Raw genomic sequence first — 10,932 nt, forward strand, 5'->3', positions numbered from 1 at the left:
AATGAATTTAGTCCAGCAGCAACAAAGAAGTTTTTAACCTCTGGGTATTCACCAATTAATGGACTTAAATCTGGTGTAAAGCTTTCTGGACCACAGAAGAATAACCGAAGGTCAGCTTCAGCCATTTGTGGAATTCTTTCTAAGGCAGTCGATAAGTAAGGAACCATTCTGTCTAAGTCAGGATCGATTTCTCCGAAAACAAAGTTGTTGTCTACTTTATCGATAGACCATCCCATAGATACAGGTTCGAACATACCAACCATTAATCCGCCAATTTCTTCTCTGAAATATGCATGTTTGGAAGGATCTTCTAGGATAGGCCAGTTAGGGTCTATTTTAAATTCGTCACTTTCCATAATAGCATAGTAATGCTCAGTAGCTTGAAGCGGTGTAATACATCCCGCCATATCGCCAATCTGACGTCCCCACATACCAGCAGAGTTTACGGCAAATTCACAAGATATAGTTCCCTTATCTGTAACAACACTTTCAATTTTTCCATCTTTAGTTTTGATGTCAGTAACTGTTACACCTTCGATAATTTTAACGCCTGCGCTTCTTGCTCCTTTAGCTAATGCCATGGTAACATCAACTGGGTTTGCTCTACCATCACCGACGGTTAGGAAACCTCTTCTTACATCGTCAACATTGGCCAAAGGCCACATGTCTAAAATCTCTTTTGGAGACAATTCGTGAGAATCTATCCCCATGTGCTTATTGAAAGCTGCTTTTCTTCTTAAATCGGTTTCAACATGTTCGTTGGCTGCAACCTGAAGCAATCCGATGTCTCTAAATCCAGTAGACTGACCAGTTTCGGCTTCAAGAGTTCCATAAAGTTCTCTTGTGTATTTAGCCAATTGCATCGACGTTTCTGTAGTAAATCCAGAGGTTACGATTAAACCAGCAGCATGCCAAGTTGTTCCTGATGTGAGTGTGTGTTTTTCAAGCAATACAACATCTGTCCAGCCTCTTTTTGTAAGGTGATATGCTATGTTACATCCAATTACACCACCACCGATAATAACTACCTGTGCGTGACTTGGTATTTGTTCGGTCTCTTTCTCTTTATTGTCAGCTGTATCCATTATTTAGCTTTGAATTTTTAGTGTGTGCAAATATAGCATTATGGGGTAAAACTTGTTGATTCTAGAGCAACGCATTACATCTTTTTTGCGAAAAATAAATAGGTCGAGCCTTGAATGAATGTGTCAAGGAATGAATTCGATTAATTCGGTGACTCAGGGTTGAGGGATGAAAATTTAAACAATAGCATAATCCTCAAGTTTTCGAAGATGGAAATATATAAAAAAGAGGTATTCAATAATGATATGTTCAGGACATTGTATTATTAAATACCTCTAAATTGTTTCTTACTAAAAACCTTATTGGCACATAGTAGGGTTATATACTGTGCCAGCTAATTGCACATCTTCACATTTACCTTTTGTTGTTACAATAGCAACTTGTTTGCCGCCATAATAGCATCGATATGTTCTTTCTTTCGCGCATGACGAAAATATAGTTGTCGATCCAAATAGCACGAAAGCAATAGTTCTGAGCTTAACTAAGTTTGTAATTTTTTTTCATATTAAAATTCTGTACAGGTTACTAGATAGGCATATGTGTTGTCTGTTAAGATAAGGTTAAGCTCGTCGCATTTTTGCTTGGTAATAATGGTATATCTATAAACACCACTTCCGTAGGTGCAATTACATTGTCGTTCCTTAGCACATGAAGTGAAAAGCGCAGAAATACCAATCAGTCCAAGTAGAATACCTCCAAGTTTTCTTAAGTTTTTCATTTGTTTGATTTATGTTTCTGTATTTTTTAGATTCCGTAAATGGATTAAAAACTATCTCATTCTGAGCTTATTAGGGGGGTAGGTGAATTCCTGAAACTTGTCATAAAATTGTTTGGATTGTTCTTTGCTTAATTTTTTTTCCCCTCGCCAACTGCTCCTTTTCTAATGAAGTTATTGTACACTTTCTGAGCGTCTGTTGGTTGAATGCCAAATTTATTTTAGTGCTTCTTCATGAAATTAAAACTAGATCTTTCTTTAACTCTATTTTAATCTACAGTTTCAGGATCTATACCTATGTAATTGATAATTCGATTCAAAGTACTCTTAAATTGATTGAGCAAATCTTCATATTGGATATATAGGATTCTAGAGTCTCTATTGTTAATTATCCAGTCTCTTTGAAATGTATACCAACTTTCTTTATCGTCGGCCAAAACTTTTCTACATATTCGTCAAATTTCAGATCGGGTTGTTTGTAATCCCTCTCTTGATGATATTTTGAAACTGCTATATCTTGAGGATTACGAGAAACGTATACATACTTGCCTCTATTATGGTGATCAAACTCTTGATAGGCGTCGTGTGTCTTTATTAATCTTGGAGATTTTAAATCTTTGACTTTTTCATTCTCATACGCTTCGTTTCTTATCCATGGAGAAATATCATTGATATGGTTAAAATCCATAGAACTATCGGTTGTGAGTTGATAAAGAATCATTTGCATTATTGTAGTTCCTGATTTAGGGAATAAAATGATATAGATGTCGTCTTCTCGTTCACTAAAGTCCATTTGGTACATTAGGTAGTTAAGTTCCATGGCTGCTTTGGTAAGCTTATTAGTCAATTTTGCTATTATTTGTAAATAAATTTAGCAATAGAATATACGATAGACTTAGATTCTTTTTCTTTCAATTTAATTTGGGTTGCTGAATATTAATGTTAAGTAATGAATCTTTAATACCTATTTATACAAATCTAACAGATTTTTAGTTCGCTTCATTAAATTCGAGATGCCATAACCAGTTGATTCCGAACTGATGTATAAGGTAAGAATGCATTATATTTGGCCCTTTTGAAATTTTAACCAAAAGGAATAAAGAATCAGTTTGTAATTGCACTTAGTATACTAATAATCACTGGTGTATTGCCAAGTCTGGCAGAGGCCCAAGAAAAATAGAGGGCGGAATTAAATAATAGTAAGAATAATCATATGATTCCGTCTTGGACCAAACCCAAGAAAAACACCTAAATGCTTACCCACTGGGGTTGGAAAGACTGGGGGATTTAGTTCCGTTTTACGACAACTATATTGAAGCCTTTGCCACCAATGCTGGCGTTCCTAAACTAATTATTGTTCATAGTCCAGAAGCAAAAAAAGAGTTGGCTGGAAAATTTTCTTCTAAGGGTGTGCAAGTAGAACTGTTGGAGTTAAAAGAAGTAAGGGATATCTGGATTAAGGATTGGGCGCCTTTATCTGTTTCATTGGATAATTATGTGAAGTTTAAATACGCACTGTCGTACTTGAAAGACAATATTGAAAGTTCAATTTTGAACGATTCAGCTGGTGTTAAGCTAGCACGTTATTTGAAAGGAAACGTTAAGTAGAAAGCTGCTTCTCGTCAACGAATTATTTTAGAGGGAGGAGGATTAATTCGAAATAGTAAAGGTGTTGCATTAGTGACAAACAGAATTGTAACGAATAATGAATCGATTGACATTCGTGAAATAAGAAGAGGGTTTAGCGAGAGTTTAAGGATTTCGAAAATGATTTCTATCCCTGTGGCGGCTTTTGATGTCACTGGGCATATTGATGGAATGGTGCGATTTATTGGGGATGATACTTTGGCAGCAGTTAGTTATGGAGAAGGATTCAAAGAGGAGAAAGATTTCTTAGATCGATTGTCCACGAATCTTCAAAAGAGGAATACGATAATTGGACATATTGTGCCAAAGAGAGAAGGTCTATATAGATTTAATAGTTCTTATGGTAATTATATAAGTTATATGCGAATTGGAAAGAAAATATTTCTTCCTCAATATGGTGTAGAGGAAGATATTGATGCTAAAAATGATTTTGGGAAGTTTTTTGAGATTATTCCAATCTCAAAAGGGGTGGATGAGTTGGCTAAATTGGGAGAGACATTAAACAGTATTACCTGGTTACAGTACTAGCTAGTTTAATAGTTTCTGGCTTATTAATTTACATCTATCTGAACAATAGTTCCCACTTTGTTAATCTAGTACGATTAACTTACTAGATTGATTTTTCGCATCACCTCTTCTTTGTAAGATCGACTTATAGGTACTAGGTTAGCCCCCATATCGATAAGGTTTCCATCAATTTTAATAATCTTACTTACCGAAATAATAAAGGATCTATGGACGCGAATAAAATTTTGTGAGGGAAGGGATTCTAATATGCTTTTCATCGTAGAGTTAATAAAATATTTTCTGGAATTAGTTGAAATGTGGATGTAATCTACGGCGGCTTCGATATAGATTATGTCCTTCAAGAGTATCTTTTCCAGCATAGAATCTACTTTAACATAAATATCTTTAGGTACCTCATCACCGGGATTAATAGTGCGGTTCAATAAAGTAGATGCCTTATGAACAGAGTTAAGAAACCTGGCATAAGAGATTGGCTTGAGCAAGTAGTCGGTTACATTATTATTATAAGCATCTAAAGCGTATTTCTGATTCCCTGTAATAAGTACTATTTGGGGTTTGTTAACTAAGTTTTTCAAAAATTCTAAGCCTGTCATTTCCGGCATTTCTACATCCAAGAAAATTAAATCTTGTGGGTTTAATCTTATGAAATTTGATGCTTCAATAGCATTTTCGCACGATCCTGAGAAGTCAAGCAGGTCACATTTTTTGCAATATGCCGATATTAGATCTCTTTGTACCTTATCGTCATCAACAACAATACATTTCATGCTTTAATATTCTAGGCTTATTGATTAAATGTACAATTCTTAAGTTGAAGTTCTGAGCTTTAAATTACATATAGTCTTGTACGGCTATTGGAGAGTTCTGTTTCAATGATTGTATGAGGTTGTATTTCACAGGTGTTTGGATGTCATTCATAGAGATAATATGTGTCTCAGTAGAATTATAGAATCTTTTGGAAAATGATGCCGTTATAGAACTAACGATTTGAAATCCAGTTAATTTAATTATTAAAATATTATGGAAGTGGTAGAAGCGCAGAAAGAAAAAGTAGTAGGTAAGAAAAAATTCTCCGCTGAGTATAAGAAAGATGAAACAAGATTGATATTCTTAGTTGATGATCAGGAGATATTTCTAAGAATATTAGAATCTGATTTAAGAAATGTAAAAGATTGCATGATAATGACTTTTACATCAGGTGAGGAATGTTTGAAGAATATGTATTTGGAACCAGAATTGGTCGTATTAGATTATGATTTGAGCGGTCAAGAAGGGAATTTGTTGAGCGGGATAGAAGTTCTTAAGCGAATAAAAACGAATAACCCAGCAACCGAGGTGGTTATGTTGTCGAGTCATGAGGAGATTCAAGTCGCGGTGGCATCGATGAAGTTTGGTGCCTACGACTATGTCGTAAAGGACGAGTTTTACGTGAACAACGTTAGAAATAAAGCACGGAATATTTTCATGAACTTTTCAATGCTTCGTAGCTTGCGAACAGAGAAAATGATGCGCTGGGCAATATCCTTAGGGTTGGTTTTTGCAGCAGGTATTACATATTTGGTTCAACAAACATAATACTCTATGTGATGGAATAACCCAATAAGAATATTCAGCGTAGTATATTAGTTAAATATTTGAAGACGGGTTGATAGTTCATGAGATACAAAGGAGTTAATATATTGCTTGTAGAAGATAGTCTTGTAACGCAGTATATAACGAATAAGATCCTATCTGAAAAAGGAGCAAATGTCTCATTAGCGCAGAATGGAATACAGGCTGTAATGGCTCTGAAAAATACGAGGATAGATTATATAATAATGGATATTAGCATGCCAATAATGAATGGCTATGAAGCTATAGAATATATTAAGTCAGAAATGGGAACCGCATTAGCGAATATTCCCATTTTGGCGTTAACAGGGTATAACACAGATGAAATACCAGAAAAACAAAGAAAATTGATAGAGCAATAATTTTTTAACAAAACCATTCGATGCGCTTGATCTATTTCAGAAAATAGATATTGGTTTAAAAGGGGATGAGAATGAAATAAATTATGCCTATGAAAAGGTTACTTCTTTGAGTATTGAAAGCTTATTGAAGATGACAGGAGGGAATATGAAATTAGTTGGGGATACATTAGAAAACATCTTGGTTCAGTTGCCAAGCGATTTAAAATTGCTTAATACAGCCTTTGAAGATAGTGATATGAAGCTAGTTAGTATCTATGCACATAAAATGGGTCCTAATATGATGCTGATAGGTAGAGATGATATCAAGGATTTATTAAGAAAAATTGAAGTAAGTATCGACTCGAAAAAGGACTTGGAATCAGTGCCAATGTTGATACAGGAAGTTACAAACGAATGCCCTGGAATTATCAAGGAACTATCTCTTGAAGTTGTACGTATCAAAGAGACATTAAACTTATCAAATTAGGATGAAGAATATATTACTTGTTGACGATGACTACGTGTCTAATTTCGTTAGTAAAAAAGTGATTAAGGATAATTTCAACATTGAAGTAGTAGAATCTGTTTCTAATTCGATTGAGGCAATGGTGTTTCTAGATGAAAAAGAAGGTACTCCTGACCTTATACTGCTCGATATTAATATGCCGATGATAACCGGGTTTGAATTTTTAGACTGGTATCGGAAGAGTGCCCATGTCGGCAAGGCTAAAATATTGATGTTAAGTTCAATACTTGGTGGTTCTGCTCAAGAAGAATACGAAAAGCTAGATGATGTAATGGGGTTTATCGAAAAACCATTAACCAAGGATAAAATAAGTAAGTACTTAGAGCCTAAATAAAAATTAGATTCGCTATTCAGGTTGATATTAGGCCCGCATATTATAACGGAATTTTGGTTAAGGCTCGAGTTAATCACTTTGGATCAGGTGCGCATTTCATTAAATTTAAATGTATAGTCAATGAGTGTATGCAATATTCCACAGATAACTTCTGAAATAAAAGTATTGCTATTTCTAGTAATGGCTTTTTTAATATTGAGCCCTGTTCAAAGTCAGGAATTCGTAATTAAAAATTCAAAAGATAAGGTTAAAGTAAGCTTGGAAATTGGGCGGAAAATTGTTGTTCGGGTTAACTGTATGCACAGTAAAATGTTAAATGAATCAGCTCTTGACCCTTTGATGGATCTGGAGTTGTCGGGAGTTCTGGCCATGATTTCGGATTCCTCTATTACAATAGAAGGAATAGCCAAAGAAGAATATTATCGAGGTAGTGAGATGGATGGCTTTCATGATTTAAGCGGGTTGTATCACACGCAAGAAATTTTACTTAAGGATATAATATTAGCTTCTCGGGAAATCAGGGGAGAAAGGGTGAAGAATATACTACAAGGAGTTGGTGCTATTTTGTATTTGGCTGCCCCATATAGAAGCACAAATTTTAAAGATTCTGATAATAAACTTCAGTTTGATGAGGTGAATGGGAAGTATCTCTATCAGATGGTTGGTGCAGGTATTGTTTTGTTGACATTGTCAAAAGCTTATAGTGCCGTTTTTGGCAGGAAGTATTATAAGATCCAAGATAGTAGAGCGAAGTACTTATCCAAAGAATATAAGAAGGGTTCTCTCTCGGTTCAACAATAGGATTATCTTTGATGCTCCAAACTAAGTTCTAAAGTAATGAGCGTTGACGGTAAATTGAATAAAAGTGGCCTGAATTCTTGGCAACTGAAAATGCATGAGATTATATATGAAGCGGATACTCCTATGGGGAAGCTGTTTGATGTGTGTTTATTGTGGGCTATAATTGCCAGTTTATTGGTAGTGATGCTCGAAAGTGTCGAAAGCATAAGGGTGGAATACGGCAGTGCTTTACGACTTACTGAGCTTTTCTTTACCCTTCTTTTTACAATTGAGTATGTCTTAAGAGTTATCTCGGTAGAGAAGCCGTTTAAGTATATGTTTAGTTTTATGGGGCTAGTCGATATTCTTTCAATTATGCCAACATATTTGAGCTTTTTTGTAAGTGGGCCACAGTTTTTGATAGTCATTCGCTCGGTGCGCCTTCTAAGAGTGTTTCGGATTTTTAAATTAGCTAGATACATTAGTGAAGCACATATCTTAATCCAAGCATTAAAAGCTAGTAAAGCGAAAATTACAGTCTTTTTAGGAGCAGTATTAACATTATCGGTTATTATGGGAACCATTATGTATATAATAGAAAGTTCGGAAAGTGGATTCACTAGCATTCCAAGAAGTATCTATTGGGCTATTGTAACGTTAACTACAGTCGGTTATGGAGATATTGCACCGGTAACAGTGCTAGGACAAGCTGTAGCTTCTTTTATTATGATTCTTGGGTATAGTGTAATTGCTGTACCCACAGGAATTGTATCAGCTGAATTAAGTAGGGATTTCCCTAAGCAGATTACATCTCAATCATGCATACATTGTTCAAAGGAAGGGCATGACGTAGATGCTGAATATTGTAAATATTGCGGCGAGACTTTAAATGAGCAGAATGAAAGATGAATTAAATTTCGCTTACTCTACAGATCCTAGTTTTAATCCTGGAGATGAAGAGAAGTCCGAAGCGTTGGAGAATAAAGATCAGAATCTGAAAGTCGCTTTAGATAGAAAGAATCGAAAGGGAAAAGTAGTAACCGTGATATCTGGCTTTATCGGAACTGTAGATGAGATGAAGCTCCTTGAAAAGAAATTTAAAAATAAATTTGGGGTAGGTGGTTCAGTTAAAAATGGTGAGATAATAATACAAGGTGACTACGCCAATAATATTATTGATATTCTGAAATCGGACGGTTTTAATGTTAAACGAATCTGAGGATAGTTTTTATTATTCTAAGTATTAGATGCTAAATAAACTTTTTAATGTTGTCATGTTGATATTGGTGTTGGCATTCAGTCCAATAGGTTCTATGGCGTTTAAATCGAATAAAAAAATAAAATTCAAAATGCTCAGTAGGCCTGAAAAGGCTTGGTCATTAGCTCACCCATTTATTGCAAAGAAAGCTGGGGTGCTTGCTCTAAAGGTTCAGCGAATTGCAAAAGGAGTAGAAGAAGAGGGGAGGCTAGGAAACGACTATATGGGAGGTAAAATGGATGCATTTAGGCATGCATACTGGATGGCTTCTTTAGCGCAAAATATCAGCGCTAAAAAGGTAAAAAAACTTGGTGAGGCTCACGAAAAGGGGAATTATTTAGATTTCAAGAAGAGGAAATTGGAAGATGGGGCTGTTCCTGACTCAATGAGTTCTGTGATGGATCTGGCAAATAACGTGATGGGGATTGATATCGGTATTGCAAATCAAAACCTAAGTAGAAAGAAATTGGTAGAACTTATCGTTACTTCTATTTTAAAAGGGGAAATGAAAATTCTTAAAAAGGATACCTCATTAACGTATCTGGATGACGTAAATAACGAGATTGATTTAAATGATTTTAAAGGAAAATGGAGTAATCCGAAATGTTTAGTGAACTCTAATTATAGCAGGTAGCATTGAATATAATGAAGTTAAGGACAAATATTTATGATGTTTAATATAGATACTTAATCTAGGCTATTATATTAATAGCAATTCGTTTGTAATTGTAAAACGAAAATGCGTATCTTTGCCGTCCTATTTTAAAATAACTATGGCGAATCACAAATCATCGATTAAAAGAATTAGATCTAACGAAGCTAAACGAGAAAGAAATCGTTACAACGGAAGAACTACTCGTAATGCGATTAGAGATCTAAGAAATTCAAGCGATAAAAAGGAAGCAACTGAAATGATGCCGAAGGTAAGTGCATTAGTAGATAAGCTTGCAAAAGGTAATGTGATACATAAAAATAAGGCTGCAAACCTAAAGTCAAAGTTGGCTGCGCATATAGCAAATCTTTAATACCTTCTCTCCGGCCACAGAGCCATTAATCACCGATAATTTTCTCATGGTGGGGTATGAATACATTTCCGAATAATCTTACGATAAAATCTTGGGCTGAGGAAGACCGCCCAAGAGAGAAGTTATTGATGAAAGGTCGAAAACACCTTACTGAGGTTGAGCTGTTGGCAATAATTATTGGTTCCGGTATCCGGAATGAATCTGCTGTTGATGTTTCCAAGCGAATTCTGAATAGTGTGGATAATGACCTGTCATTATTGTCTAAGATGGATGTCGTGGAACTTAAAAAATTTAGAGGGATAGGTGAAGCCAGAGCAGTAGGAATTGTCGCGGCTCTCGAACTCTGTTCGCGTATTCCATCGCAAAAATCAAAAGTTAAAAGTAAAATTGAATCCAGTAAGGATGCTTTCCATCATCTCCAAGGCGTGCTGTCTAATTTACAGCACGAAGAGTTTTGGATTCTACTATTGAATAGAGCTAATGTTGTTATAGCAAAACATCAAATTAGTAAAGGAGGTGTGAGCGGTACTGTAATCGACAATAAGATAATATTCAAGTTGGCGATCCAAAATGTTTGTTCCTCTATAATTCTCTTTCATAATCATCCTTCGGGCAACCTTCAGCCAAGTGAATCGGATATTAGGTTAACCAAGAAAATCAAGTCTGGAGGGGCACTCATCGATGTTAAAGTTTTAGATCATATTATAATATCTGATAGAAAATATTATAGCTTCGCTGATGATGGAATAATATAGAGTTAAGACAAGATGTTGAAAATTGTTACTGTTATTGGAGCTAGACCTCAAATAATCTAATCTGCAGCCCTAAATAGGGCAATCAGAACGGAGTTTTCTGATAAGATAGAAGAAGTTATAGTGCATACAGGACAGCATTATGATGAAAATCTTTCACAGATATTCTTTGATGAAATGGAAATTTCTAAGCCGGCGTATAACTTGCAAGTAGGTTCAAGCTCACATGCAAAGCAAACAGCAGATATAATGGTTGGCATGGAGGATATTTTGAAAAAAGAGAAGCCCGATGCTTTGGTCCTTTATGGAGATACAAACTCCACCGTGGCTGG

Annotated in this window: 16 protein-coding genes and 1 pseudogene; 13 read left to right on the forward strand and 4 right to left on the reverse strand. The window is 35.3% G+C overall.

The annotated features are described in order from the left end of the window. The 3 genes from HRT72_14140 to HRT72_14150 form a co-directional block, all read right to left on the reverse strand. On the reverse strand, positions 1-1,085 hold a 1,085-nt coding region (locus HRT72_14140), incomplete at its 3' end, for an FAD-binding oxidoreductase (GenBank protein NQY68850.1). A 503-nt stretch (positions 1,086-1,588) separates the two neighbouring features. Then, a complete protein-coding gene (locus HRT72_14145; protein NQY68851.1) occupies positions 1,589-1,801 on the reverse strand; it encodes a hypothetical protein in 213 nt (70 codons plus the stop codon). A gap of 385 nt (positions 1,802-2,186) precedes the next feature. Further along, positions 2,187-2,645 (reverse strand): sulfotransferase domain-containing protein, encoded by a 459-nt coding sequence (locus HRT72_14150; protein ID NQY68852.1) that lies wholly within the window; start codon positions 2,643-2,645, stop codon positions 2,187-2,189. Positions 2,646-3,022: 377 nt separating this feature from the next. Here HRT72_14150 and HRT72_14155 point away from each other — a divergent pair, with 377 nt between their 5' ends. Together HRT72_14155 and HRT72_14160 are read left to right on the forward strand one after the other, a co-directional pair. Further along, positions 3,023-3,406 carry a hypothetical protein gene (locus tag HRT72_14155; protein ID NQY68853.1) on the forward strand — a complete coding sequence of 128 codons (384 nt, stop codon included), beginning with the start codon at positions 3,023-3,025 and terminating at the stop codon, positions 3,404-3,406. Positions 3,407-3,427: 21 nt separating this feature from the next. Next, positions 3,428-3,973, forward strand: coding sequence for an agmatine deiminase family protein (locus tag HRT72_14160; GenBank protein NQY68854.1), 546 nt, complete (start codon positions 3,428-3,430; stop codon positions 3,971-3,973). Between the two features lie 74 nt (positions 3,974-4,047). On the opposite strand, the gene HRT72_14165 is transcribed toward HRT72_14160, so the two are convergent. Then, positions 4,048-4,740, reverse strand: a complete 693-nt coding sequence (locus HRT72_14165) for a response regulator transcription factor (protein NQY68855.1) — start codon at positions 4,738-4,740, stop codon at positions 4,048-4,050. Positions 4,741-4,993: 253 nt separating this feature from the next. On the opposite strand from HRT72_14165, the gene HRT72_14170 reads away from it, so the two are divergent. The 11 genes and pseudogenes from HRT72_14170 to HRT72_14220 all read left to right on the forward strand — a co-directional run bounded on the left by HRT72_14170 (position 4,994) and on the right by HRT72_14220 (position 10,932). After that, the gene (locus HRT72_14170; GenBank protein NQY68856.1) at positions 4,994-5,548 is read left to right on the forward strand and encodes a response regulator; all 555 of its coding nucleotides are present in this window, start codon (positions 4,994-4,996) and stop codon (positions 5,546-5,548) included. Positions 5,549-5,628: 80 nt separating this feature from the next. After that, complete coding sequence (locus HRT72_14175) at positions 5,629-5,946, forward strand: response regulator (GenBank protein NQY68857.1); 318 nt, start codon at positions 5,629-5,631, stop codon at positions 5,944-5,946. 106 nt (positions 5,947-6,052) lie between these two features. Next, positions 6,053-6,412, forward strand: a complete 360-nt coding sequence (locus tag HRT72_14180) for a hypothetical protein (protein NQY68858.1) — start codon at positions 6,053-6,055, stop codon at positions 6,410-6,412. Between the two features lies 1 nt (position 6,413). Continuing rightward, on the forward strand, positions 6,414-6,785 hold the full coding sequence (locus tag HRT72_14185) for a response regulator (GenBank protein NQY68859.1): 372 nt from the start codon (positions 6,414-6,416) through the stop codon (positions 6,783-6,785). A 120-nt stretch (positions 6,786-6,905) separates the two neighbouring features. Further along, positions 6,906-7,586 (forward strand): hypothetical protein, encoded by a 681-nt coding sequence (locus HRT72_14190; protein NQY68860.1) that lies wholly within the window; start codon positions 6,906-6,908, stop codon positions 7,584-7,586. A gap of 36 nt (positions 7,587-7,622) precedes the next feature. Continuing rightward, a complete protein-coding gene (locus HRT72_14195; protein NQY68861.1) occupies positions 7,623-8,474 on the forward strand; it encodes an ion transporter in 852 nt (283 codons plus the stop codon). Further along, a complete protein-coding gene (locus tag HRT72_14200; protein ID NQY68862.1) occupies positions 8,455-8,784 on the forward strand; it encodes a translation initiation factor in 330 nt (109 codons plus the stop codon). The genes HRT72_14195 and HRT72_14200 overlap by 20 nt, the downstream gene beginning before the upstream one ends. Before the next feature lie 28 nt (positions 8,785-8,812). Continuing rightward, the gene (locus tag HRT72_14205) at positions 8,813-9,457 is read left to right on the forward strand and encodes a hypothetical protein (protein NQY68863.1); all 645 of its coding nucleotides are present in this window, start codon (positions 8,813-8,815) and stop codon (positions 9,455-9,457) included. Between the two features lie 139 nt (positions 9,458-9,596). Next, on the forward strand, positions 9,597-9,848 hold the full coding sequence (locus tag HRT72_14210; protein NQY68864.1) for a 30S ribosomal protein S20: 252 nt from the start codon (positions 9,597-9,599) through the stop codon (positions 9,846-9,848). Between the two features lie 56 nt (positions 9,849-9,904). Then, a complete protein-coding gene (gene radC, locus HRT72_14215) occupies positions 9,905-10,603 on the forward strand; it encodes a DNA repair protein RadC (GenBank protein NQY68865.1) in 699 nt (232 codons plus the stop codon). 12 nt (positions 10,604-10,615) lie between these two features. Next, a pseudogene (locus tag HRT72_14220) lies at positions 10,616-10,932 on the forward strand (UDP-N-acetylglucosamine 2-epimerase).

The organism is Flavobacteriales bacterium (assembly GCA_013214975.1).
In the GTDB taxonomy this organism is placed as follows: domain Bacteria; phylum Bacteroidota; class Bacteroidia; order DT-38; family DT-38; genus DT-38.

Bases quoted from the DNA above. Each gene is read 5' to 3' on its own strand.
- HRT72_14145 (NQY68851.1), bottom strand. From the start codon at position 1,801: ATGAAAAACTTAAGAAAACTTGGAGGTATTCTACTTGGACTGATTGGT.
- HRT72_14165 (NQY68855.1), bottom strand. From the start codon at position 4,740: ATGAAATGTATTGTTGTTGATGACGATAAGGTACAAAGAGATCTAATA.
- HRT72_14170 (NQY68856.1), top strand. From the start codon at position 4,994: ATGGAAGTGGTAGAAGCGCAGAAAGAAAAAGTAGTAGGTAAGAAAAAA.
- HRT72_14175 (NQY68857.1), top strand. From the start codon at position 5,629: ATGAGATACAAAGGAGTTAATATATTGCTTGTAGAAGATAGTCTTGTA.
- HRT72_14185 (NQY68859.1), top strand. From the start codon at position 6,414: ATGAAGAATATATTACTTGTTGACGATGACTACGTGTCTAATTTCGTT.
- HRT72_14190 (NQY68860.1), top strand. From the start codon at position 6,906: ATGAGTGTATGCAATATTCCACAGATAACTTCTGAAATAAAAGTATTG.
- HRT72_14195 (NQY68861.1), top strand. From the start codon at position 7,623: ATGAGCGTTGACGGTAAATTGAATAAAAGTGGCCTGAATTCTTGGCAA.
- HRT72_14200 (NQY68862.1), top strand. From the start codon at position 8,455: ATGAGCAGAATGAAAGATGAATTAAATTTCGCTTACTCTACAGATCCT.
- HRT72_14205 (NQY68863.1), top strand. From the start codon at position 8,813: ATGCTAAATAAACTTTTTAATGTTGTCATGTTGATATTGGTGTTGGCA.
- HRT72_14210 (NQY68864.1), top strand. From the start codon at position 9,597: ATGGCGAATCACAAATCATCGATTAAAAGAATTAGATCTAACGAAGCT.
- radC (NQY68865.1), top strand. From the start codon at position 9,905: ATGAATACATTTCCGAATAATCTTACGATAAAATCTTGGGCTGAGGAA.